Source organism: Acaryochloris sp. IP29b_bin.148, from assembly GCF_028285565.1.
Taxonomy (GTDB): Bacteria; Cyanobacteriota; Cyanobacteriia; order Thermosynechococcales; family Thermosynechococcaceae; genus Acaryochloris.
The window spans coordinates 1-25,515 of record NZ_JANQOY010000114.1 but is presented as its reverse complement, the minus strand read 5'-3'; the positions used below and the strand labels follow the sequence as shown (position 1 = coordinate 25,515).

The window sequence follows — 25,515 nt, the reverse complement described above, 5'->3', positions numbered from 1 at the left end:
TGAGATTCGGCAGTGTCGCTACATTGGCATGGCCAAGACTCGTTTGCAGCACGTTGTTGCAGCTGTCGCCATGAATGTCGTTCGGGCAGTGTCTTGGTTGGAGGAGGTGCCCTTAGCCCAGACACGAAAATCCCGTTTTGCCAAGCTTGCACCAGTCTCGTAATTAAAATCGTTCTCCTGAGTCATTATTCTCTTTTTAGAGAGTATTGAATTCGCCAACAGTATCAGGCTTTTGGAAAACTGGTACTTGAGAATTTCGGCTGACTCAGACATAGTGGAAGACAGATTATTGATGGATTGCAAGTCTTGATTCTATACCTATCAAGACTTGCAGCCCTTTTCTACCTTCGTAAGTCAGTGACATTGCTCTCTAGTTTACTTCTCCCAAAGTGACAAAAGAGGGATCAAATCTTTCCCGCTTTATGCTGATAGCCGGAGGTCTAATAGTTTTATTTATCCAATTAACTTTAATTACAAAAGAATTAATCAGCATCAAGTGCTCTAGGATTGATGGTAGCCGTCAAAAAAACTGATGCTTGAAGTAGAATGCATGGAAGCAAATTAATCTTCCATATTAATTTGCTTAAACCCACATTTACATTATTGAATATCTATAAATATTAAATTCTGCTGGAATATAATTCCAGCACTACTTGAGTGTTTTTAATATAGCCTTTTTTGTATTCAATATGTTTCCCAAAATGTTTGTACACTTCTGATTTGTTTTCTTTAGATAAACTTATAGTTAACACTTTATAAATAAAAATCTATACTTTAATTTAGTATTGTTAGAGTCAAATATGGTTAGAAGGACAAAAAATACTCTAACTGAGTTTCATATATATTAATTTTAACTCTAATTAAAAATAATATATATAGCTCATAAATTGTAAGTTTTCTCTTGGTTTTAGTATAAAAATGAAACTGCTTATGATCTCTATCAAAAAGCTGATGTTATTTTCATCGAGAACCTGCGGGTATTAAATATGGCCCGTAGAAATAAACCCAAGCAAGATGAAGGAGGACAATATTTACCAAATGGTCAAAGTGCTAAGTCAGGATTAAACAAAAGGTTTGCTGATACTGGCATCGGTAGGTTCCTGAATGTCATTCTTCCATAATTAGCTGAAAAGGCTCAGTGTAAGGTCATTAAGGTCAATCCTACTGGCACTTCCCAGCATTGTGCAATGTGTCTCAATCGAGTTCCAAAATCATTGTCGGATCATAGGCATGATTGTCCACATTGTGGGGGCTCAATCCAAAGAGATCATAATTCTGGAATTTTTATCAAGAAAGTGGGGTTGGGCGTTCGCCTCACTATAAAACGCGAAAGTCGGAAGACGGGAGAAGCCAGCACACTAAGTGCTGCTTGAGTGTCGGGAGTAAGTCATGTAGCCCGATACTAGCCGATTAGTATTCCTTAACAGGATTTACGTGGTTAAATGGCTTTCCTACTATGCTTAAGGCCCTTAAGGAAACTTTGTTCTAATGCTAGATTCAGCCCTGATTTTCTTCCAAGAAGAGCTAAGTAACTATATCAAGATCAAAACCGGCGGGCAAAAAGAAGATATCGTGCAATTTGCCGAAATCCAACCCCCGAAGGAAATTACGATGCAAAATAATGCGATCACAGCATTGTTAATCAACTTAGAAGAAGAGCGTGTCTTTCGGTCTGGTGCTGCACAGGTTAATCATTTAACCAACGCGGTCAATCCAGCGGTCATACCCATGCTGTGTATGAATTTGCATTTAATGTTTTTGGCAAACTTTGCAAGCTATACGGAAGGTCTAAGGCTGCTTTCTCTGGTAATAAAGTTTTTTCGGAGTTATCGTCTCTTTGATCAACAAAAGTTTCCTGCTTTACATGCAGAGATTTATCAACTATCCACTGAACTGGTCAATCTTACCTTTATGGAGCAGGGTGAGTTGTGGCGAGCATTAGAGCTGCCCATTAGCCCTTCGGTTCTTTACAAAGTCAGGATGCTGGTCTTCCAGGATACTGACATCGATCAGGTCGAAACCGGTGCTGAGCTGGGTTCGATTGAGATAGCGACTGCACAGCTATAGGGCAGAATCTATAGGACGGCTTCGATGCGCTACCAATCCTATTTCAATCTGAAACTGTTTCACAATTACTATCGGGAGAAAATCTGCCCGGATTTTACGCTTGAATCCACCCTTGCTTGCCAGCACCTCCTACAAGGTCATCGCTGTCTGCTCAAGTCCAGCATCAATGGTGTGCAGATATTGGTGCCTTTAGAGACACCCCAGCAACCCCTCATCCCTTTGGACAGGTCTTTGACCTTGACCTTTCTCCTCAGGCTGAATAACCCAGCCTTTATCAGCTTTACCCAGCTTGATCCTCGGTTTCAGATGGGCCACAGTCTCTATGTCTTTAGCAATGAAACGCTCACAGCTTCAGATTCTTCAGAGATGGCGTCCGTCGTGATTCAGCGATCGGATCTGACTAAACCAGCAGTAACGCAATCCCCGATAGAAGCCCGCTGTGCTGCCACCCTGGCCACATTATCTCCCCACCAACGCCAGACAGTATTCGGGCTGGTTGAAATTCACAATAATGGGTCCCTCACTGCGGATTTTAGCCAAAGCAGTGAATTTAAAGTGACCTTAGCGGCCAAGCAACAGATCTGGGCATATTATCTGGTCGTAAACAAAGGAACATCGGCCCAAACCTTTTCCATTCAAGACAAAAATAAAGATAAAAGCGCTGCAATTAGTTTTGAAACAGCGATTATTGCCTCGGGAGATCGCATCGTCACCGCGCTCCAAAATCGCTTTCCCAACAGTCAATCCATCCTGCTGAAATCGACAAACCCCGTCACCTGCCAACAAATCGGCAGACCCCAGCTCCAGCTGCTCAAACAGGATGACGCCAAGCCCTGGATTTCCCATTTACCCAACCCACCAAATCAGCACGGCACCCAAGTGATTAACCTGCTCAGAGATCTATAACTGCCAAAAACAACAGCCCAAAATAACTGCAAGGACAAAACAATGCCCATCTACAAAACGCCCAATGTCTACATTGAAGAAGTCGCCACGCTTCCCCCCTCAGTGGTGCCGGTGGCAACCGCGATCCCTGCCTTTATTGGTTGCACTGAAAAAGCAGGCAATAATAACGAGTATCGGCTGATGCCGATTCGCATTAGCTCGCTTTTGGATTACACCACCCACTTTGGCGGTGCCCACGCGACCCCCTTCGCGGTCACACTGGATGAGAAGGAGCAGATTACCCAGATTCAAGTTGGGGATAGCGCCATCACGACTCCCAACTATTTGATGTATTATGCGGTACGTCTATTCTTTGATAATGGAGGCGGATCATGCTATATTATCTCGGTCGAAGACTACAGCAAGAAACCTAATAAGCAAGCATTTGAAGACGGCTTGGCAGCCTTACGTAAGGAGGATGAACCCACCCTCATCCTCTTAACTGATGCCGTTAATCTGGCTGGTAGCACCGATTACTACGACCTCTGCAAAAGCGCCCTCAGGCAGTGTAACGACCTCAAAGATAGGTTTTCCGTTCTAGACGTGTTGGCAACTGATAATGACGCGACAAAGGGCATTGGGGCAAACTTTAGGGGAGGAATTGGTACTGAGTATCTTAAGTATGGGGCTGCTTACTATCCTTACCTGCAAACCTCCCTCAACTATCACTACACCGACGATTCTGTCACGATTACGACGACAACCGCTGTCGGCCAGTTGATCATCGGCGGAGCAGATGGCCTGCTAGTAACCTATAGTGGGTCTCGCTCTGAGACGCCTCGGGCCAGGGTGACTATCACCGCTCGCCAGGACATTGATGTTGCTTTAGACAATAATGTATTGACCATTCGGTTACCGCAGGCTGGTGGTAGCGTTGCCGATATTTTGACTAAGGTAGCGGCCGCCTCACTCGGTAAGTATACCGTGAGAGCCAGCGGAGCAACCACCCAAATGTTCGATACCACATTGGATGAGACCCCCCTGAGTTATCCTCCAGATACGCTCGCAGACAAGTCAATTAAGACAGAAAAGACCGAACTCTATAGCAAGATTAAACTGGCGCTCAATGCACTGCGGGTTACGATGCCCCCCAGTAGTGCCATAGTCGGGGTGTATGCCACGGTCGATCGCGAAAGAGGCGTTTGGAAAGCGCCGGCGAATGTGAGCTTAGCCTCTGTCATTGGCCCCACAGTCAAAGTAACTAATGAGGAACAAGAGAATCTCAATGTGCATACTACTGGGAAATCCATTAATGCAATTCGCGGTTTTACCGGCAAAGGCACCTTGATTTGGGGCGCTAGAACCCTAGCTGGCAACGATAATGAATGGCGGTATGTTTCAGTGCGCCGGTTCTTCAACTTGATTGAAGAATCCATCCAAAAAGCGACTAACTTCGTGGTGTTTGAATCTAACAACGCCATTACCTGGCTCAAGGTCAAAACCATTGCTGAAACTTACTTAGATGGGTTGTGGCGTCAGGGTGCCTTGGCCGGAGCAACTCCAGAAGAAGCCTATTTTGTCAATGTTGGCCTAGGGCAAACCATGACAGAACAAGACATTTTAGAAGGCCGCATGATTATTGAAATTGGTGTGTCAGTTGTTCGGCCAGCTGAATTTATCGTCTTGCGGTTCTCCCACAAATTGCAGCAGACATAGGAATTATGAATTCAGAATTTTGAATTCTGGGTGCTACTCACCTGCCTTATCCATCAAGTATTGCGTCACCTACCCCTCAACAAAAGGAGCATATAGTAATGGCAACCTCCATCGAAGACATCAAAAATAAATATCCCATTCCAGTTTTTTATTACCGAGTCACCATTGGTGACGAAGATTCCATCGCCTTTTCTGAGGTTTCAGGTCTAAATTTCCAGTATGAAACTATCACGTACAAGGATGGATTGAGCTACAAAGATGGTCCCAAATACATGCCAGGATTTTTTAATGTCGTAAATTTGACTCTACAAAAAGGCGTTGTCAAAGCTGATAGCTTCCTGTTGGACTGGTTTAAGACGATTCGTTTGAACACGGTGGAAAAGCGCGACGTGCGTATAGACCTCCTGAATGAAAACGGTGAAGCAACCATCTCATGGCTAGCGAAAGATGCCTTCCCCACTAAATTAGATGCACCTGCGTTTAATGCATCTAGTAACGAAGTGGCGATCGAAAGTTTAGAGTTGACAGCAACCTGGCTAGAAGTGAAAAATCCAGCTCTGTAGTCGTACACCCATTCCTGTAGACGCCTATAAAATTTACATGAATAATCCACTTCTCTTACCGGCTTTCACCTTAAATGAAAATCCTCCTGTTGGGTTTTTCTTCGCGGTCACTTTTCTCATAGGTGGATTCATTCCCAATCCTCTCGATATTCGCTTTCAACGGGTATCGGGTATGACATCCACAATTGAGACCACCGAGGTTAGAGAAGGCGGTGAAAATCTCTTTGTCCACCGGTTACCCACGCGCGTCACCTACGACAATTTGGTCCTAGAGCGAGGCATGGTTATTGGCTCTGTACTGAATGTTGAATTTAATGTAGCTATGAGTACCCTTAGGTTTGAGCCAGGCAATGTTCTGGTGATGTTACTCAATGCCAAAGAAACCCCCATTGCAGCTTGGCTGTTTCAAGAGACCTATCCATTGAAATGGTCAGTTTCTGACTTGGATGCCAATCAAAATTCGGTGGTCATCGACACCATGGAGCTTGCCTACACTCGCTTTCAAAGTTTGAGGATATAACCATGCCAGTTGAAATCAGAGAGCTGATTATTCGGACAACGGTTGTGAACCCAGGCAGTGGCAAGAGTTCCTCTAAATCTGCTACCAGCAACGGAGATGAGGCCCTGATTGCCGCTTGTGTAGAGCAGGTATTGAAAATATTAGATTGTAAGAGAGAGCGATGATTGGGCCAAAGATAATAGAGAAACTGAGGATCAAGTCTTATGGAAACGAAAAGCGGGTAAGGAGTTTCTGGAGTCTTCTGCTTGTTAAAGACTATTATCAGGTCCAGTTTAATCCAGAGTCTTATTCCTTCCAGTATGAGAATGAATATCAGGGACTGCAAGGAATTAACACAGCAGGAAGAACAGCACGCTATTCTCTTACGCGAGCACGCACGTTGTCGTTAAAGTTTATTATTGATGACTCCAGCGCAACTGCTGGCTTACTTTCCGGAGCACCATCCATTCCTATTCTTAGAAATACGATTGAGGATGAAGTCAATGATTTTCTGAAACTTGCTGGTCAGATGGATGGGAATCTCCATGAACCTCGCTATCTCAGGATTGAATGGGGAGACTTAATTTATGATTGTCGGTTGCAGTCGGTTGATGTTAACTATACGCTGTTCAGTCGCAACGGTAAAGCACTGCGAGCAGAGCTGGATACAGTTTTTGTAGAAGATCTTAATCCAGAAAAGCTGGCCAAACTTTCTAATAAAAAATCCCCCGATCTAACCCATGCTCGGATCGTGATAAGTGGGGGTACATTACCCCTCATGACCCATGGAATCTATCGCGATCCAGCCTACTATATGCGCGTGGCCCAAGCCAATAAGCTAAACAATTTTAGGAAGCTCAGAGCGGGCACCACCCTAAAATTCCCCCCCCTTCAAGATACAGATACATCAAAGTAAGCCTATAAAATAAGCTAGTAAAAATTAAATGAAAGGTGTTGTTACAGCAACAATTAAGAGCATTGGAGGGATTCTAAGCACAACGATGAATCCCCAATATCCGCTCTTGTCGATTGATATTATTAAGGATATTAATAAGATTCCAACCGCTCAAATTGTGCTACTAGACGGGGATGCTGCCCAGCAGAAATTTGAGATTAGCAATACAAGCTTTTTTGAACCAGGGCAGAAAATTGAGATCCAGCTTCGCTATGAAGGGGAATTAAGTTCATCAAATGCAACGGTCTTTATTGGTTTAGTAGTTAAACATAGCATCCAGACAACCACCCAAAAGTCGATTCTGACAATCTATTTGAAAGATGCTGCGATTAAGCTGACTCAGCAGCGGAAAAATAAAATCTTCCGCAAAAAGGATGATATTGCCATTATTAAGGAGATTGTCAGTGCCGTTAATAAACAAAGCATTACTAAGGATCTAAAGTCAGGTACTTTTGCTCCCAAGCAGACAGTCGTTACCCACCCAGAGATGGTGCAGTTCTACTGTAGTGACTGGGATTTTATTCTCTCTCGATCTGAGGCCAATGGACTATTGGTTTTAGTCGATGACGGCGTGATGAACGTTCAATCGCCAGATGCCTTGATCAAGGGTAAAAAAACGCAGTTAGAGTATGGCATTGATGAAATCTATGAGTTGGAGGCAGAAGCCGATATTCGAGAGCAGTTTCAATCTATTCAGGCGATTGCTTGGGATGAAAAAAAGCAAGCCTTGACTAAGCCTCAGGCCGGTAAACCCTATAAGCTAAGTCAGTCTAATTTGGATCCAGACACTCTGGGGAAAATCGTTGGGGCAGATCAATGCCAATTGGTCAGTGGATCTGAGCTAGACCCCAAGGAAATGAAAGCTTGGGCCAGTGCCCAAATGGTCAAACATCGCTTGTCGATGATGCAGGGACGCATTCGGATTCCAGGTCGGGCCGATCTCAAACTTGGGGATGTGCTAACCCTGAAGAAACTGGGTAAGCGATTTAATGGAGATACTCTAATTACAGGCATTCGTCATCAGGTTACTAAGGGCGGTTGGCAAACTGATATTCAATTTGGGGCATCAGCGACGCCCTTTGCCCTCAGTGATGACATTGTAGAATCTCCAGCCAGCGGGCTCTTACCGGCAGTGAATGGGTTGCAGATTGGCGTTGTTGATAAATATGCAAACGATCCAGAGGGTAAACTGCGGATCCAGGTAAAAGTTCCTCGCTTGACTGTTACTACTGCGAAATCACCCTCCGCCAAAAGCGACGACGGGTTGATCTGGGCACGATTAGCCGTTTTAGACGCTGGCTTGGCCGCTGATGGTAGCCAGGGCAGGGGCACAGCTTTTTGGCCTGAGCCAGGGGATGAAGTGGTTCTGGGTTTTCTAAATGATGACCCGAGGCAAGCAATAATTTTGGGGTCCCTCTATGGGAACAAACATAAATCTCCACTGCCGGTAACCGATAAAAATAATGAAAAGGGCATTTTTACCAAAGCGAACTTGAAGCTCTTATTTAACGATGAAGATAAATCGATCATGCTGGAAACCCCCGATGCTAACCAGATTGTGTTGAGCAATAAAGACGAAGGCATTCAAATTGTTGATCAAAACAAGAACACAGTCGTGATGAGTTCAAAGGGTATACAACTGATTAGTAGCAAAGACATTACCATCAAAGCCGACGGCAACATTACGCTTGAGGGGAACAAAGTCGATGTCAAATAGCCAACTGCCCCCTTCTTCACAGATCCCCAAAGATGACTCCTTCTTAGGGATAGGATGGGCATTTCCTCCCCGGTTTTCCAAGTTAGGCCCTCAGCAGGGTCAGGTTGAAATGATCTCGGCTGAAGCCGATATTGTACAAAGTTTGCAGATTATCCTGTCGACGCAACCAGGAGAGCGTTTGATGCAGCCCGACTTTGGCTGTGAACTGAGCCAATTCTTATTTGAAGAAATCCGGCAAGGAGTGATTACCGGTATTCGGGGGGTAATCTCAGATGCCTTGCTGTATCACGAACCTCGCATTAATGTGAATCGCATTGATATGGATACCAGTCAGGCAAACAATGGGCTGTTGCTAATCAATATTGACTATACAGTTCGCCAAACCAATACGCGCTCGAATTTGGTTTACCCATTTTATCTGAAGGAAGCGACAAATGTTTAAGGATTAAAATGTCTGACTTTATTATGATTGATGGCGATATCGTTAACTTCAATCCCGCCTTTGGGCTGGCAACCGTTGTGGTACAACCCGGTAAATTGGCGGGCAGTGGCAAAGGCAGCGTAGGGGGGAAAGCGCTTTGTATTGAAGGCGATGAAAAAGATGTATCCGTGCCAGGCTGTATCTATACCGCAGGTGCCTATTCGATTCCTGGGACCGGGACCCTAAAAATTGATGCCCTAGGGGGAGATCAAAAAGCGTCAAAGACCCACAGTGCCGACAAACCAGTTTTACTCAAGGGCAACCAGTTTACAGCCAAATTTGAGGTTCAATTGCCTGCCCAGCAACCACCACCGGGGCCAGGGTCTCCAGTCCCCGATTCCAATACCTTCTATCCCGGTAGTGGCACCTTTCAAACCACCAATACGAAGTGGAAGGGAGTCTAGAAGATTATGGAACTCAAGGCTCAGGGATTGAGGGATGGCACCAGTCAACGCAATCGATCGCTGCGATCGCTCGATCCTGACTACGTCTCTATCGACGAGCAAACCCTGGCCGATTGGATTCGGTTTGCTCAAGCCTATGCCAAAAAACTGACCTATTTTAATGAGCACAATCAACTAGACGGAGACTGGTCGGCCTTCTTTGCCATGGATGTCGAAGCCATTGCCGCCGCTCTCCAAATCCTGGATACCAAAGATGCGATTCAGGCCACAGAGAGGGGCAATACCTCCTCCTTTCCTTCCCCCCTTCCCCCTAAACTCCTCCAGACCCTGAGCCAACCTCAACTGACCCTATTTCTCACCTTCCTACGGCTGCTACGCTATCCCCAACAACAATTCAAAGCGCTGACCCAGCGCCGCCTAGACTTCTACTACCGGCAGGTGTTGCAATTAGCCGAAAAAGCAGCCATCCCCGATCGCACCCATGTCATTTTTACCCTCGCCCCTGATCAAACAGACGCGGTGCTAGCCAAGGGCACGCGGTTGAGTGCAGGCGTCGATCAACAAGGCAACGGATTAGAGTACGAAGTAGATACTGATCTCTACATCACTCAGGCTCAGGTCGCCAGCGTCAAAACCCTCGCCGTTGAAAAAGTCTATATCGACCTGAAATACATCCACCTCGCCGACAACCGCAGTGATACAGCCTTTGCAAAAATGCTGCGCTGGGCCGTAGGAACCCCAAGTCAGGGAGGGAGTTTACCTTCCCCGCCCGCGACAGATCCCTTGACAACCCAAGCGCATAGAACTGACCAAACGACCTTCTCAGAAATCGTTGCCCTGTTTCAGGTAGTCAAAGATCTGACCTTACAAAATATTGACCAATCGCGGCAGTACTACATCATGGATCAGTTGTGTTTTGCCACCTTGGAGGATTTCAAATTTTGCTTTGATGTCCATGCCCGCGAGAATACGAAGCATCTACCCGACATCACCCCTCCCACTGAAGCGGAATGGGAACAGGTCTATCAGCGGGTGGAAAGAGCCTATCGCAAAAAGATCAACCGCGATCGTCGCACCCGCCTTAAACAAGAGCACCTCAACGATCAATACCTAGATGCCGCTGCTGCATTCATGGGACTGTGGCAACTGGCATTAGGGGATCCGGCATCGGGCAATCCCTTGCCCCCCTTCTTGCAAGCGCCCTTAGTGGATTTGAACACTCTGTTAACAGCCCTGAATGAAGGAGATGATATAGAAGCGGCCAACCGCTATGTCCAAGATCAGCTTTTCCTCAGCGTTGCCGATTTTCGCAAAATAATGGGCATTCAGATGGCGTACAGACGTCAGGCAAATGCTCAAGCCAGCGGCAGTCCCAATAATTCAGCTTCTCTTCTCATGACCGATCAGGAGGAGGCGCAATGGGCCGAGGTATATCGCCTCCTAGAGCAGGCTCAAACCCGCAAGCGGAAGTTTACTTATCCCCCCATTGGGCGAACAGAACTAAAAAAGGTTTGGGCTCAAGCGATCGCCGATACCAAACCTGGGCAATCCCTAACGTTACCTCGCTTCCATCCCTTGATTGTTCAGGCTCCCTCAGCTAGTCAAGCTAGTAAGTACACCGGAGTGCAATCCTTGGGGATTGCGATCGCCTCTCCGGTTCTAGCGATGAGCGAAGGCCACCGCGAGATTACCCTCACCCTGGCCTGTCAGGCCGATACCTTTAACCGGGGTCTGTTGGAAGACCTGCTGCAACAGGGAGACCGCCCCTTTGCTGTGGCTATCAGCAGTGCAACGGGCTGGCTATCGATTTCGCAGCACCAGCTAACCTTTCAGGTCGGCGATTTTTTCCTGGAGCCCCCTTTGACTTCCTATGGGCAGGCCGATGTAGAGGTTATGTATCAGGGGTCTGAGAATACCTTTGCGGCTTCCCATGTAGGTCAGTACCTGCAATTTCCCGATGGGTGGCTATATCGCATTAATACCGTTGAGGGCACAACGAGCGCGTCTTTAAGTCCGGTGGGAAGGATTGCCTCTGGTGATGCCATTCATCAGTACCCTAACCTGGACCTAGGTGGTGGTGGCATTATCCTCAACAACCTTGAACTCTCTAGAGCCAGTGATGGTCACCAGGAAATGCGAGCGACGGATCGCCCCTCACAAGACGCGTTTCGGTTTAAGCGATCGGATGTCGGCAGTTTCATTGTTTGGTCAGATGGCGTTATATACGAAATTACGCAATTTGGGGGAACTACACGGGTCGGAGTGCAGCTATGGGGCTATCTGCCCGCCTCTGGTCAAATACAAAAACACGATCGCATTGCCTTGAATGCAGCCCCAACAGCACGGTTAGCGAAACTCACTCCAACACAGGTTAAGTTTAGGGAGAACGCCCTGTTTGAGCCTAAGGATATTGGTACCCTGATAACCGGGGTCACTGGAGCAATTTACAAACTGGAGGGACTGGTCGACAATAGGGCCGCAACCGTAACCGCCATTGGTCGCATTAGCCGTTCCCCGATTCCCAACACCCAGTTTGAGCAATATTCCGCTACCGGTATCTATCTCAATGGGTTGCAGTTTAAATTCTCCCTGGATACCACCCAGCCTGCAATTACCGCCCCCACTGTCCAAGCGCCGATTAGCAACTTCCAAACAGCTCATCCCATCATTACCATTACCCTAGAAGATCTTCAGCAGCAGCAAGGGCAATCCTCGTCCTATCAGTTGTTTAAGGACTTCTGTCTGGAGAAGGCTAATGTGCAGGTGACCGTTCGCGATATCCAGGCGCTGCAGCTGCGGAACGATCGCACGGTGCTCAATCCCAAGAGCCCCTTTGAGCCCTTTGATATCCAGCCCATTGCTGGAGCTTCCTTATATTTTTCCCATCCCGAGATTGTGATGAAAAAGCTCGATACCCTGTCCCTTAAGCTGGAGTGGATGGGACTACCGGATAGCTTTGCAGCGCATTATTATGCCTATTATCGCTGTGGGCTTTCGCCTCGGCCACCAGTGATTAATGACGATAGTTTCCAGGTTCAATTGGATTTATGGCTGAATCGTACCTGGCATACCATTGGCAAACAAGTACTATTTAGTATTGGTCAGAATACGACAAAGCTATCGCCCATAAGCACCCTTCAATACACCAAAGCTCAGTTTGTTGGCCTGCCTGCCGCTACGTTTAAGGTAATTCCAACTGCGCCTGATATTGACGATGTGTGGGAACAGAACCGTTATTTTCGCCTGGAGTTAGCTCGACCTGACTTTCAACACACCCTCTATCCCTTGGTGCTCAATAAAGTGGCCAGGGCTCAGGATACTGATTTTGTTAAAGATGAGGAGGGTAACGATACTGAAACCAAAATTCAAAACCTCTCGGTTTTTCCTCCCTACACCCCGAAAATTAAAGGGATCTCGCTTAATTATCAGGCCTCGGCTGAGATTAACCTCAGGGCGGGCGACCAGGCAAATCAGGAAGCAGCAGGCACGCTCTTTCAGTTACATCCCTTCGGCTATGTGGATTTACAACAGACGGCCACGCCCGGTGATGCAGCTAGTCGCTATTTCTTACTTCCTCAATATAAAACTGAGGGCAGTTTGTTTATCGGTCTCTGCGATGTGAAGCCGTCTCAGGCGTTAACACTCTTATTTCAACTGGTATCTGGCAGTGGCAATGCCGATCTGACCCCTCCCGATATTCAGTGGAGCTATCTGGCAGGCGATCGCTGGCACCCATTCCAACCTGCGGAGGTGTTGTCTGACAGCACCAACGGTCTGGTAGATTCGGGCATTGTACACCTCGATATTCCAGCCACAGCTACAGCTAACAATCATTTATTGCCTGCAGGGCTCCATTGGCTTCGAGCCACGGTAGATAAACATGCAGCTGCTATTCCCGACACCTTGGCGATTCGGACCCAGGCGGTGACAGCGACGTTTGTCGATCAGCAGAACGATCCAGAGCACCTGAGTCAGCCATTGGCTGCTCAGTCTATTCAGTCTTTGACGGAAGAAAACGCTGCGATCGCCACCGTCGAACAACCCTATAGTTCCTTTGGCGGGCGGCGGCAGGAATCCCATCGCACTTTCTATACTCGGGTGAGTGAGCAGTTGCGCCATAAGCGCCGGGCAATCACCCGTTGGGACTATGAGCGTCTGGTGCTGGAGCAATTTCCCCAGATTTATAAGGTCAAATGCCTTACCCAGGCAGAACAAGCCAATGCGCCCAATGCGGCCCAAGTGACTGTTGTGGTGATTCCTAACTTGGCCAATACCGCTCCTTTTTTGCCGTTGGAACCCAAGGCACCCCAATATTTGCTGCAGGCGATTGCAGCTTATCTCCAAGCCCATTCATCTCCCTTCGTGAAGGTAGCGGTCAAAAATCCTCGCTATGAACAGATCAAATATCGGATTGGGGTGCGGTTTCGAGAAAGCTATGAGCAGGGCTATTATCTCAAGCAGCTCAACGAAGAATTAGTGCGTTTTCTATCCCCGTGGGCCTATGAAGCACAGAGCGACATCTCTTTTGGCAGCTCCATTCACAGTTCAGCCGTGATTCACTTCATCGAAACCCGTCCCTATGTGGACTACGTGACCAACCTGAAGCTCATCGAACAGGTCACGCTTGCCAATGATGGCAGTCTTGAAGCAGATACTCCCTACCGGGTGAGTAATACCAACTTAGCCCAGGTAACGCAGGTAGATTCCATTCTGGTGTCGGCTCCAGAACACATCATTGACTTGATTGCGACAGCTGACTATGAGGAGGAAACCTTTGAAGGGATTGATTACATGATCATCGGCGTAGATTTCGTGGTGACGTAATTTCTGAACTACTTTCTGACGACTTAACAGGAGCGACCCCGTGGCAGGCAAAAAAGACAGAATCCAACTCCAAACGCTCTTTAAAACTGGAGCCAAACCTTCTGAGGGAGATTTCAAAGACTTTATTGATTCCGTCATCAATACTGAAGATGATGGCATTGAAAAGCCCTCTGGAGTCGATAATCCCCTCAAGATTTTGGCCCATGGAGATAGCGAAAATCTGCTCGATTTCTACGCCAAAACAGCCCATACTTGGCGATTGAATCAAAAGCCAACTGGGGGAAATACAGGACTCAATTTTGAAACCGGAGGCGTCAGTAAACTCTTTATTGACAGTGCATCAGGAAACGTGGGCCTCAGCATTACTCAGCCAATGGCTAAGCTTCATATTCAACAGTCGGGTAGCGAAAATGCCCTACGCATTGATGATGAAACAGGAGACAAAACCCCCTTAGTGGTAGATGCCGATGGCAAGGTGGGGATTGGCACTGATCAGCCCTCAAAACGACTAGATGTGAGGGGGGATGTTGGCCTGAGTGGAAAACTCACGGTCCCAGGTGCCCAGCAAATTGCCTTCACTGATGAAGATACGACCAATAATCTTAAGCTGCGGCTTTGGAGTGGCTATGGTCTGGGTATTAATTCCACCACATTATTCTACGCAGCCGACGGTACACATTCTTGGCGAGATGCTGATGGAACGAACGAACGAATGGTGCTGACAACAGGAGCCAAAGGCGAGCTAAAGGTAAAAGGAACAGGTAAATCGTCCTTTGCGGGTTCCCTCTCTGTGAGTCAAACCACTACATTGACCGGAAATGTAGGGGTTGGAGCGGCACCAGGAACTGAGAAATTGAAGGTGACTGGGGATACATCGATCGTAGACGGCAATTTAACTGTAGGTGGAACAATTTCAGGAACAATTGCTTCAGAAAACATCACTTCTGGGGTATTAGCAGTTGAGCGTATTCCTGATTTATCAGCTAATAAAATTACCTCTGGAAGAATTTCTGGCACGTTGACTATTGACACCGGTGGCGCTACAGACTGGGATGAATTAGTCGTGACGACCACATCTGAATGGGGAGATGGTGATACTCAATATGTGACCATTGGCTCAGGGGGTGCAGCTGGCATCATGTTGTCCTATCCCCATGTGACTTGGAGATATAACAAGGCTTCAATTCGTTATGGACGAATTGGAAGAGTACGGACGGGTTCTTTTTGGGATGCTGGAGTGCGTGCAGATGGTGCTTTCTCTTTCTTATTAAATGGAGTGGGCGATCCCAAGCTTTCCATTGCAGCAAATGGAAATACTGAAATCAGGGGAAATCTCAAAGTAGGGGGCGTCATAGAAGCTCATGCGACCAGCCATCTCAGACATCACATGTACCCGGCGGATCCCATTGTTTATCAAAATATTTTTGCCGCCAAAAATGCCGGTGCGATCAAAAAGCTTGGAAATCCTCAATACAACGACACATCACATCCGCCCTCTAGAAAATGGAATGATCGTCCAATCATTCGTTATGGAGGAAATAATGAAGCAGATGATAACGGTGCCGAAGTGACGATTCCCAATGGCTACAATACCGTCTGGGTGAGGGTGTTAGGAGAACGCTGGACCGTAATCAAGGCATATTTTCGGGATGGCAATCGTGAACAACTGGGCTTATGGGTTGGCGGATATCGATCAGCAAACTGTTACTGTCCAGATGGGTCTCTGTCTGACAGTTACGACAATATGCATCAGTGGTTACCGATTCCAGCAGGTCGAAGTGGAAGACTAGCCCTTATTGCCAAGCAACATACTAATCAAGATTTCTGGTTCTCTGGATTAGCGTTTAGCAAAAACCCCTGGTCACATGCCGCGCAATCGGCAGTTGCATACCATTGGGCATCGAATGGTGGTGATAGAACATTATGGGCAACAGATGGGCACAATTGGAACAGTGACGTACTTTCAAATATCCCCTCAAAAACTGATCTGGAATTAAAAGTCCCGGTGGTGCCGTCTGGCCGTGATAAGTTACTTTACTTAGTCGAGCATAACAATCACCTGAATGGGTGTATGCATGAAAGCATTAAGGTTGGTGGAACACCGATTGAGCGGTTTATGGCATCCTATGAAAATCCCTTCGCGCGTCATTGGAATAGTAAATTCTACGAGCGCTATATTGCGGCTCGAATCCCAGCCAGTTTGATTGCCCCCAATGCTCGGCATCTCAGCGTCAAAATAAACATGGACACTCAAAATAACCATATTCACTTCCGTGAAATTGGGACCCATGACTTGGAAATGCCTATCAGTATTTAGATGTTTTCAGATCCGTCTGATGTAGCCATAGAACAATGCCAACCCAGAGCTATTCAGCTTGGGTACTAATTAGGGAATGTACAGATGAAGAAACAGCTTGAACAACGCCTCCAACAACTCAAAGCCGAGTTTGAATCGGGTCAGCAAGTGTTAGCTGAACTGGAAGAAAAGCGAGCGAACATTCAAAATACCTTGCTCCGTATTCAAGGGGCGATTCAGGTGTTAGAAGAAGAACTCGCCAAAGCAGAGAAGGATACAACTGCTGATTCAACTGACAATGTAGATGCGGAAACTTTAGATGCGGCCAACGGTAGGATTCATGAAACGGTTGAAGCCTTAAGTTCAAGTAATGAGTAACAAGTAACAACTGGCCTTCACTTCCCGATTTCCATTTTTAATTCTTAACTCGTCACTGTTACTTGCATCCTCCTCCCCATGGTTGACTCCCTCACCATCTCCAATGCCCCCCTCGAACATCCCGGTATGGACTATGCCTTTCTCCGCCAGGAAGGTATCAAATCCATCCAACAACTCGCCGGTAGCCGCTGGACCGACTACAACAGCCATGATCCGGGCATCACTATCCTGGAAGCTCTGTGCTACGCCATCACGGACCTCAGCTATCGCCTTTCCTTCGCTATAGAGGATCTGCTAGCTCAGCCTGTTGGCACCTCTAATGCTGAACCACTCTTTTTGACGGCTCGCGAAATCCTCACCGTCAATCCCCTCACGATTACCGATTACCGCAAACTCTTGATTGATATCGATGGGGTCAAAAACGCCTGGTTGGAACCCATTAAGAATCCCCAACCTGAGCTGTATTACGACGCCCCGAATGCCCGTCTCAGCTTTAGCAGCGAGAATCTTGCAGAACCGGTGCGCCTCCAGGGCCTCTACCGTGTTCTCATTGAACCCGAATTAGCCTACCAGGGGAGAGAGCAGGCATTAGCGGCGTTCGCCAACGCCAGACTCCAACAACACCGCAACCTCTGCGAAGATTTTGCTGAGATTACGGTATTAGGGTTTGAAGAGATTATCGTCAACGCTGCGATCGAAATTGCCGAAGCGGTTGACCCTCAAGTGCTCATGGGGCAAATTCATACGGCTCTTACCGACTACATCTCCCCGTCGTTGCCCTTTCTGAGCCTGCCCACATTACTGGAGCAGGGCAAACCCGTTGAAGACATTTTTGCCGGGCCGATTCTTGACCACGGCTTTCTAGACGACGCCCAGCTCCAACAGTTTGAGCGCAAAACCGAACTCCACACCTCTGATCTGATCCGCATCATTTTGGACCTGCCTGGGGTCAATGCAGTGAAGCACATTACCCTCACGGGCAGTCAAGCAAAGGATCAAGAATGGGCACTTGACCTCAATTCCCAGCTCACCCCCCGATTGCACTCCCTAGAGCCAACAGTACAGGCAGGCAACATCAAGTTCTACAAAGGCCAGATTCTCTGTGAGCTTGACTTTGCCCAGGTTCAACAAACCCTTTCTGTTCTCGCCCCATCTCAGCCGCAATCCTCAACCTCTCAACGTCCCCCAGCTAGCAGTTTAGACCTCCCCATCCCCACGGGTGACTATCGCGAATTGTCAGACTATGTATCGGTTCAATCAGAATTTCCCGTCACCTACGGCATTGGTGAAATTGGCCTTCCCGCTTCGGCCAGTCCTGAACGCAAAGCCCAAGCCAAGCAACTGCAAGCCTATTTGATGGTGTTCGATCAGCTCTTAGCTAACTACTTTGCCCAGCTTGATCACGCCAGGGATCTCTTTTCCCTCAGCAACACCCAAATCCAGACCTATTTTTCCCAAAGTATTGCTCACTTTCCTGGTGGCAATGAGATTCTCCAAGCCACCTACAAAGACTATCTCAACGACTCATCTGCTGAAACTGCCGTTGATCTGGACCGTAAGAATCGTCTCTTAGATCACCTGATTGCCCAGTACGGCGAAACTTTTACAAACCATTCTCTGCTCTATCCCAATACCTTCCTCTCAGATACGCTGCTAAAGCGTAAAGCCGACTTCGCTCGGGACTACCGTCAGATCAGTGCCGGACGTGGTCAAGCCTTTAATTACACCCGCAATCCCAATGATCTCAAAACCGTCAGCAATGTCTCGGGCCTCAAGCGGCGGGTTGCCCGATTACTGGGGATGGACCCAGACCGACAATTCCTCGCCTCCGATGACAATAAAGAAGGGTTTTACATCGTCGAACATATTCTGCTCCGCCCCCGCAGAGGGCTATCCTCGGGAGCCAGCTCCAACACCAACCCGAATGCACCAACCAGCAATTTCCTCAGCTTTTCCCAGTCCATCACTGAATTTAAGGCTTCTGTCTTCCCAGATCACCTCACCTGTACTTCTCCCAACCATGGGCTAAAGGCAGGCGGGTCCATTAATATCTTCTATTCCACCCACTATAGCGGGACCTATCGCGTACTCGATAATCCGAAGGTCGATACCTTTGATATTAAGAAACCATTCGTGGCAGAAGACACCGGAGAGTGGGTTCGTAGTAATCAGTGTCCCGACCCCTTCTCCTTTCAACTCAGCGTCATTATTCCGAGTTGGCCAGGACGATTCCGTTTGCCCAGCGTCAAGCAACTCATTTACGACACCCTAATTGCCGAAACCCCTGCCCACATTACCCTCCATATTCACTGGTTAGATCAAGCCAAAATGCGGGACTTCGAATCTATCTACGCCCTCTGGCTTCAACACCTATCCGGAAACGTTAAGGAAGATACTGGGGCTGAGGCTGAGGCATCCGTCACCCGACTGATCAATTTTCTGGAACTGGGCTCCACCGAAATTCCTGTCTTCCCAGCCCTGCTCGGCTACATGACCATCAGCCAAGGTGAAGCTGACGCCAGCACAGAAAACCCATTTACAGTGTCTCCAAATCGTAGTGGACCGAGTGCGACCTAATGTCCCAACAACGCCACACGATCAAACAGCAAATCTTAGACTTGCGGGTCGGGTCTAATATCAAAGCATTTGAACTCCAAAACCAACTCAGCGCCCTCTATCGCAGCAAAATCATCTCCCTGATTCAGGTCTACTGCGATCAGATTAGCGATCCAGATACCCTCGTTAGAATCAATACCCTCGATATTGACCTGGGTGAAATAAACCTGCAAACCCTTGAAACAGACTTCGTCGCAAAAGTTAAAGACCACCTGTATCAGCAGCTAGCCAAAAAACTCGGCCCCTTGGCGACTGCCCCCAGCCCCACTAGCCCCCCTGAACAGGCCATAACTCCTACTGAAAAATCTAAATCTCACCCTCCTACTAACCCTACCGAATCTCTACTCGAAATATTCAGCTACTTCCTGCAAACCGGGCGTTTACCCTGGTGGTGTGACACCCTCAGCCCCTCAGCTCTAGAAGACTGCTGTGAGCAGCTGCTCCGACTCTCACCTGTCCCTCTCAAAGCTCTACTCCAGGCCCAACTCAAATACGCAAAACCTTTGCAGCGCCTGATTGATCAATTTTCTGATCAAACCCTGAGCAACCTGGTGACCTTACTGGCCCCCGCCAGATTTGAGTGGGTACAACCCTACACCCAGGATATTCAAGCCTTGAAACCCCACGTAGATAGTCTGCAAGATATCTCCCCCAGGCAATTCAGACTCAAGTATTGGCTAGGGATATTTGGTCCCCTATCCTTAAGCCCCACTCCTCATTCCAGTGCAGATACAGCCATTCGGAATCACCTGCTGCACTTGTCCACCAGTTTTCAAATCAACCTGCCTACGCTCTGGCAACAACTGCTCCGTGCCATAGAGCACCTCCACACTGATGGCATACGCTTCGAAAGTGAGCTGCCAGATGTTCTCGCAAAGCATCCTCCAACAACAGCAGCCAACAGCAACCGTTCAGAAATCAACAATCTAGTTAGTCTCTTAAGTGCGTTCAACGATCTCAATGACGAACCATCGATTTCATCATCCTTACAAACCAAAATTGACACTCTCTTACGTCAACTCAACTCGCTATTGCAAGAGCCCCTAAGTGACTCCCTAAACAGCCTGTCTAATCAGCTTCTCACTGACATAGCCACTCTGGTTACTGAGCTAGAAACCCAAGCACCGACCACCTATCGCCCCTTAACCGAGCAAATCAAGGTAGTTTTACAAGCCAGCCAGCCAGCCATCAACCTCGCTCCCTCTAACCCCCCTGCTCCCCCTGCTTCCCCAAACTCCTTTGATGCCTTTGACGATCCCGTCGATCCATTCAGCGAGTCTGAAGAAATCTACATTCAAAATGCCGGTTTGATCTTACTCTGGCCCTTTCTCCCTCGTTTGTTTGAAGCTCTCAATCTGCTTCAAGCTAATCACTTTATCGATCCTCAGACGACCGAACGCGCTGTCCTCCTACTCCAATATTTAGTTGATGAATCAATCGAGTTCCCAGAGCATCTGCTCCCCCTTAACAAACTCATGTGCGGCCTAGATCTCCTAGACCCCATTGCCGCTCACTTAGACATAACCGAATTAGAGCGAACCGAATGCAACATCCTTCTCAGAGCCGTCATTCATAACTGGTCCGCCTTAAAAAACACCACACCTAAAGGCTTTAGGCGAACCTTTCTTCACAGGGCAGGTATTCTTAGACTCTACAACGGTAATTGGTTACTGCAGATCGAACGAGAAACCTATGACATACTGCTCGATCAACTCCCCTGGAGCATCCGTGTAGTTAAACTGCCCTGGATGCCCGAAATTCTTCACGTAGAGTGGTAGTTCAAAGAAATAATCACCGCTTTTCCTAGCCAATCACAGTAAGAGTAAAAGGCCCCCAATGGCGGGAAGCAACTTAGTGCATTCTTTGACCAACTGGGTCGTGGGGGGCAAAATCGCGGTGGTTCCCTTAAGAATCTTCATCGCCGTTTTGCCAGCTTTTTGCATGGGACCGGCTTGAGGATCTTGTCCCACTTCCGCCAATACTTTGACCTGTTCTAACGCTTCGACTTTATCTTCTTTCTCTAGCTCAGGCTCCCCTTCAATGGCAGCCTGCAACTCAGTCAATAATTCTTTGAGCCCAGGTTCCCTGCTATCCGGGGTATCGGGGAGTTGATTAATGGTGTTAGTAACATCGCCGCTAATCGTCCCAAGGTTGAGTACACCACTTTGATCCCCCGCAACGACACCGCTGATATTGCCGATATCGCCACCCGCATTAATATTTATAGAACGTTGTTCAGCCACGTTATCTCCTAGGTTATATACACTTTCGACATAGTATTTATCTTCTTTGAGGGCACTCATCACCATCGATTCGAGACTGCGAATGCGCTCATCTTTTTCCTCAATGCCTCGCAACAGAGCTTGGATATCCCCCTGGGGCATGGATTCGACTTGCTGATATTGGTCAAAATAAGCTTCACTGAGTTGAGAGCGATCGGCATCCCCCGCCACTCGGGCTTGGACCCGCACCCGCTCATTGCCCCGTCCCTCCAGGGCCACGACTTCTAACCCTGCTTCCGGGAACTTTTCAGCAATCTGCTTAAGGGCAATAGCCGCCGCGCTAGGGTCAAGACCCCCTTGGTGGAAAAGGTCTAATGACTTAGATGCCATGGCCACATCCCTCATATCAACCCCCTGTTTCTGGTACAGATCGAGGGTTTTTATGATGGGGGAGATAAAATCAGTGAACTCTCCTGCCGCAAATGTTTTTTGGCGATTATCAGGTTTACGGACCGGATCAGGATCGTCCTTGGTCGGTAGATGCATATAGATATAGTCGCAAGCTACCTCAGCCAGTTGGGTATCGACGGAGATTGCCCAGTCTTGGATATAGGCCCCCGTCAGGGTGGCCTGGTTAAGGTTGGTATGGTACAGCTGTGCTTGAACCAATTTGGCGCGAGTTAAGTTTGCCTGTTGAAGATTTGCACCACTTAAATCAGCGCCGATCAAGCTCGCATCCGTGAGATTTGCGTTTTGCAGATTAAGATGACGGAGGTCTTGGCGATCGAAGGATTGCTCATAGGCATTTTTGGTGACGACCAAATCCCGAATGCTGTCATCGGCAAGGTAGGTCCCATTAATGCGGGCTTGATCGAGTTTGTGAACCTGGTGCCAGTTGGTTCGAGTCAGGAGACCCTGTCTAAAATTAGCACTTTTCAGGGTGGCTTGGTGGAAGTTGGCGTCGGTGAGATTAGCTCCATAAAAACTAGTCCCCCGAGCGGTTGCCAATGACGTTGACAGCGCTTTAATTAACGAGAATTTCTTGGCACCTTTAACCCCTTGGCGAGTGATATGGGCGACTAATCCCATCAGGACTAGGGTTATAAAAATCGGCAACACCCAATCCCAAGCCGTCGCTTCCCCTTGGCTGCCGAGAACACCTTCCCACAGACCCACCACTCCACCTGTTAATACCCCCAACCCTACAATGAAGGGCACCTGCCGAGCAATCATCACTGCGGTAGTGAGCCCAATTGCCCCCAGGAAAACACCGCCAATGCCTCCGAGTCCCATGATTAATCGAAGAATGACAAAGATCACAATAATTTCAGTAGAAGATTCCGGCTCAAATTGTGAGATCATCGCCACAAGGACGATTCCCATTGCCGCCGCTAAACTCCCTATCCCCATCGCCTTTCCCATCCCATGGCGAACCATGATGATACAAAAAATCGTGAGGGTAAGGATGGGCACGCCAGTGGCTAAAACCGTTCCACCCAGAATATTCCCCGCCAATTCTGCTTTATAACTGCCTGCGAATCCAAGAAAGGCACTGACATAGCCCACAATGGAGCCTGCCATAACTGCAAGCAGAACCGTAAAGAGGACTAATGTCACCACCCAACGTCGTTGAATTCCAGCCTTGGCCCGACTAAAATTAGCTCCCCGAAGAATAGCGTGGGTGAAATTGGTTCCCCGTAGATCGGCATGGCTGAAGTCAGCTTCAGTTAAATCTTGATTTCTAAAGGTGCGGCCACGTAGATTTTTATGGGAGAAATCTGTGTCCATGGCTGAGGTGCTGGCCCAGTGATTTGCAAAATCTATTTGCCGTTTTTAGGACGACTTTATCAGCAAAAAAATCTTCTGATGGCTCCTATCATAGACCGCTTGCTTTTATCAAAATAGAGGAGATAGCTAATTCTTCACTTAGATTCAATATTTAGAGAAATTGTCAGTCATGATGAATTGTCAATACTCTGCATCAAAAATCTACCCTGTCTAGCTTCAGGGGAAATACTAACCTTGATAATCCGTTTTCTTCGTTCAATTCCCCTCCGTTATCGAAGCACTGAATCTAGAGAATGCGAGTTGAGTTGAAACACTCAGTCATCCGTGGTCACAGTCATGGCTGCGCCACCCTTTCCTCCTTCGCTCTAACAAGATTTGCACCACATACAGCACACTACGTAATTATTCAGAATGAACATTTACGGACAATTTCCCGTGGTTACAAAGTCAGCATGTCGTTGATACTCTGCTCAGATTCTCTACATTCATCTCACTGTTGTTTTCCCTTGGAACCTCTATTTCCCTTGTGCCGATTAGCACATCGGATTCAGCCGATAGGGGACACCTTGACGGAAGGCTGAGCGAAGACGACCTACCAATTTTCTAGCTACGGCAACGATGGCTTTCTTCTTGCCCGTTTTTGGATAGAGTCGCTCGTAGAAGGTCCTCAAATCTTTGTCTTTTCGGATGGCAGCCCAGGCCGATTCACACAATATATGCCTAACTCGTGGGTTGCCTTGTCGTGTGATGTGGCCTCTGCGAATCGTGTCGCCACTAGAATGCTCACTGGGCGTCAACCCTGTATAGCTAAACAACTGACGTTCGTTGGCAAACTGACTCATATCACCCAGCTCATTGGCTAAAATCCTTGAGGAGAGGGGGCCAATGCCAGGTGCTGACCGGTAAGTTTCTTCAAGTGGGTCTTTTTGAGCTTGCTGTTTTAACGCTAACTCAATGGCCCTAATTTCAGTATCAAGGGTCTGCCAGATGTTTTGATAGGCCTGAGTAATCGTGGTGAATTCGGGACTGGGTGCTTTGGCGAGGATTGATTTCAGCAAACTTTGGCTCATTTCTCTCCGGTCTTCTGGTGAAAGCAACCCAAACTGATGGGCGCGCATCCGAATCATGTTTTTAATCGCTGTTCGTTCCCGCACCAATTATTCTCTGGTTCGCGTCAGGAGGCGTTTCTGTTCTATGTGTTCTGTCGGCACTCTAATTCCACGGAGTCTCCCGACTGCCAGCAGGGAGGCTATCTTCTTTGCATCGCGCTTATCTGTTTTCACTCGATTATGACTCGCAGTTTCAATGCTGCCAGGATTCACGACTAAATTTTCGATACCGGCGTTCTTCAAGGCTCTGTGTAACACAAAGCCTGAGAATCCTGCTTCATAGGCTGTGCAAATATCAGCCTGAGGGTAAAACGCTTTTAGTTGCACTACTAATTGCTCAGGACTAGTCAGGGTAGTCCATCTCTTGATAACACCCCCATCCATGAAACTGGCAATCGCATATGTTCGCTTATGCACATCAATGCCAATGAATACTTTCTTACCTTGATAGCTCTCAACTTTAGATGATTTGCTCATGGTAAAAACCCTCCACTGTCGATAGGGTGATCACTTAAAGTCTATAAGTCCACCAAAATAGCGATGTTAAAAAAACGGACATTCTCGGTAGAAATATTCTGATCACTGATGTACTCATCATAGGGACAGCCCTGAGTAGCCAGAATTGAGGAGCTGCCACCAGTCTGATAGGCTGATTGCTTACCCTAAGCTATGCTTTGTCTACCTTTAATGGATTGCCCTCATTGCCACTCAAACCGAGTCTCTTTTCTTCAGCGTAAAACTAACCTCGGCTATGCCATGTTCCGCTGCAAGCAATGTCGTCGGACTTATAATGAACGGACCTCGTTCTTTTGGATTTTGTGGAGTGAACTGCTCAATCCCTTTTCCCAACAATGTTCTGTAGAATATAGAGTTCTTGATGCCCTCACTCTTGGTCATCATGGAATTCAACAGTCCCGGACACAAAACCATTTGCCTTCCCTTTCAGTCTGAAGCGGAATACCGGAAACTGATCACCAAGGGAAGTACTTTCCGGG

The 25,515-nt window shown here is 47.6% G+C and carries 18 protein-coding genes and 1 pseudogene; 16 read left to right on the top strand and 3 right to left on the bottom strand.

Annotation, left to right across the window (positions count from 1 at the left end; translation table 11 throughout):
• Positions 1 to 920: 920 nt before the first annotated feature.
• From Q0986_RS22955 to Q0986_RS11025, 16 genes and pseudogenes are all read left to right on the top strand, one after another.
• Positions 921 to 1,373 (top strand): annotated as a pseudogene (locus tag Q0986_RS22955) (zinc ribbon domain-containing protein); the annotation flags it as partial.
• A 115-nt stretch (positions 1,374 to 1,488) separates the two neighbouring features.
• A complete protein-coding gene (locus Q0986_RS11090) occupies positions 1,489 to 2,067 on the top strand; it encodes a Pvc16 family protein (RefSeq protein ID WP_299409922.1) in 579 nt (192 codons plus the stop codon).
• A 24-nt stretch (positions 2,068 to 2,091) separates the two neighbouring features.
• Positions 2,092 to 2,973, top strand: coding sequence for a hypothetical protein (locus Q0986_RS11085; protein WP_299409918.1), 882 nt, complete (start codon positions 2,092 to 2,094; stop codon positions 2,971 to 2,973).
• A 42-nt stretch (positions 2,974 to 3,015) separates the two neighbouring features.
• Complete coding sequence (locus Q0986_RS11080) at positions 3,016 to 4,668, top strand: phage tail sheath C-terminal domain-containing protein (RefSeq protein ID WP_299409913.1); 1,653 nt, start codon at positions 3,016 to 3,018, stop codon at positions 4,666 to 4,668.
• A gap of 98 nt (positions 4,669 to 4,766) precedes the next feature.
• Positions 4,767 to 5,231, top strand: coding sequence for a phage tail protein (locus Q0986_RS11075; protein WP_299409909.1), 465 nt, complete (start codon positions 4,767 to 4,769; stop codon positions 5,229 to 5,231).
• A 37-nt stretch (positions 5,232 to 5,268) separates the two neighbouring features.
• On the top strand, positions 5,269 to 5,751 hold the full coding sequence (locus Q0986_RS11070; RefSeq protein WP_299409905.1) for a phage tail protein: 483 nt from the start codon (positions 5,269 to 5,271) through the stop codon (positions 5,749 to 5,751).
• A 2-nt stretch (positions 5,752 to 5,753) separates the two neighbouring features.
• On the top strand, positions 5,754 to 5,915 hold the full coding sequence (locus Q0986_RS22950) for a DUF5908 family protein (protein ID WP_366918568.1): 162 nt from the start codon (positions 5,754 to 5,756) through the stop codon (positions 5,913 to 5,915).
• A complete protein-coding gene (locus Q0986_RS11065; RefSeq protein WP_299409900.1) occupies positions 5,912 to 6,646 on the top strand; it encodes a hypothetical protein in 735 nt (244 codons plus the stop codon). Before Q0986_RS22950 ends, Q0986_RS11065 begins: the two co-directional genes overlap by 4 nt.
• Positions 6,647 to 6,731: 85 nt before the next feature.
• On the top strand, positions 6,732 to 8,402 hold the full coding sequence (gene vgrG, locus Q0986_RS11060) for a type VI secretion system tip protein VgrG (RefSeq protein WP_299409896.1): 1,671 nt from the start codon (positions 6,732 to 6,734) through the stop codon (positions 8,400 to 8,402).
• A complete protein-coding gene (locus tag Q0986_RS11055) occupies positions 8,392 to 8,844 on the top strand; it encodes a GPW/gp25 family protein (protein WP_299409891.1) in 453 nt (150 codons plus the stop codon). Before vgrG ends, Q0986_RS11055 begins: the two co-directional genes overlap by 11 nt.
• A gap of 8 nt (positions 8,845 to 8,852) precedes the next feature.
• Entirely contained in the window at positions 8,853 to 9,287 is a 435-nt protein-coding gene (locus Q0986_RS11050) for a hypothetical protein (protein ID WP_299409886.1), read from the top strand.
• Between the two features lie 6 nt (positions 9,288 to 9,293).
• Positions 9,294 to 14,111, top strand: a complete 4,818-nt coding sequence (locus Q0986_RS11045; protein WP_299409881.1) for a baseplate J/gp47 family protein — start codon at positions 9,294 to 9,296, stop codon at positions 14,109 to 14,111.
• Positions 14,112 to 14,151: 40 nt separating this feature from the next.
• Positions 14,152 to 16,428, top strand: a complete 2,277-nt coding sequence (locus Q0986_RS11040; protein WP_299409877.1) for a hypothetical protein — start codon at positions 14,152 to 14,154, stop codon at positions 16,426 to 16,428.
• A gap of 84 nt (positions 16,429 to 16,512) precedes the next feature.
• Positions 16,513 to 16,785 (top strand): hypothetical protein, encoded by a 273-nt coding sequence (locus Q0986_RS11035; RefSeq protein WP_299409872.1) that lies wholly within the window; start codon positions 16,513 to 16,515, stop codon positions 16,783 to 16,785.
• Between the two features lie 78 nt (positions 16,786 to 16,863).
• Positions 16,864 to 19,362 (top strand): hypothetical protein, encoded by a 2,499-nt coding sequence (locus tag Q0986_RS11030; RefSeq protein ID WP_299409868.1) that lies wholly within the window; start codon positions 16,864 to 16,866, stop codon positions 19,360 to 19,362.
• A complete protein-coding gene (locus Q0986_RS11025) occupies positions 19,362 to 21,179 on the top strand; it encodes a contractile injection system tape measure protein (protein WP_299409863.1) in 1,818 nt (605 codons plus the stop codon). The genes Q0986_RS11030 and Q0986_RS11025 overlap by 1 nt, the downstream gene beginning before the upstream one ends.
• A gap of 33 nt (positions 21,180 to 21,212) precedes the next feature.
• Here the strand turns inward: Q0986_RS11025 and Q0986_RS11020 are convergent, their stop codons facing one another.
• From Q0986_RS11020 to Q0986_RS11010, 3 genes are all read right to left on the bottom strand, one after another.
• Positions 21,213 to 23,411 carry a pentapeptide repeat-containing protein gene (locus Q0986_RS11020; RefSeq protein ID WP_366918567.1) on the bottom strand — a complete coding sequence of 733 codons (2,199 nt, stop codon included), beginning with the start codon at positions 23,409 to 23,411 and terminating at the stop codon, positions 21,213 to 21,215.
• A 533-nt stretch (positions 23,412 to 23,944) separates the two neighbouring features.
• Positions 23,945 to 24,565, bottom strand: a complete 621-nt coding sequence (locus tag Q0986_RS11015; RefSeq protein ID WP_299409858.1) for an IS110 family transposase — start codon at positions 24,563 to 24,565, stop codon at positions 23,945 to 23,947.
• Positions 24,566 to 24,568: 3 nt separating this feature from the next.
• Positions 24,569 to 24,997: a transposase gene (locus Q0986_RS11010; RefSeq protein WP_299409854.1), complete on the bottom strand. Its 429-nt coding sequence runs from the start codon at positions 24,995 to 24,997 to the stop codon at positions 24,569 to 24,571.
• Between the last annotated feature and the right edge of the window lie 518 nt (positions 24,998 to 25,515).